This is a genomic window from Citrobacter sp. TBCS-14 (assembly GCF_005280805.1).
In the GTDB taxonomy this organism is placed as follows: domain Bacteria; phylum Pseudomonadota; class Gammaproteobacteria; order Enterobacterales; family Enterobacteriaceae; genus Citrobacter; species Citrobacter gillenii.
The window spans coordinates 1-210 of sequence record NZ_SZWM01000493.1 but is presented as its reverse complement, the minus strand read 5'-3'; the positions used below and the strand labels follow the sequence as shown (position 1 = coordinate 210).

The window sequence follows — 210 nt, the reverse complement described above, 5'->3', positions numbered from 1 at the left end:
GGCGATCAAACTGAACTCCATGAAAAACATGCTGCTGGAAGCCGCATGGAAAGCGGATAACGGCACTATTACTTCGGGCGATGCGGCCATGTGCAAATACTTCTGCGCCAACGCGGCATTTGAAGTGGTAGACACCGCCATGCAGGTGCTGGGTGGCGTGGGTATCGCGGGTAACCATCGCATCACGCGCTTCTGGCGTGACCTGCGCGT

General features: G+C 57.1%; 1 protein-coding gene. It reads left to right on the top strand.

What is annotated here, in order from left to right:
- Nucleotides 1-210 (top strand): acyl-CoA dehydrogenase family protein (locus FDX22_RS19510; protein WP_255432973.1); only part of this gene is annotated, 210 nt, incomplete at both ends.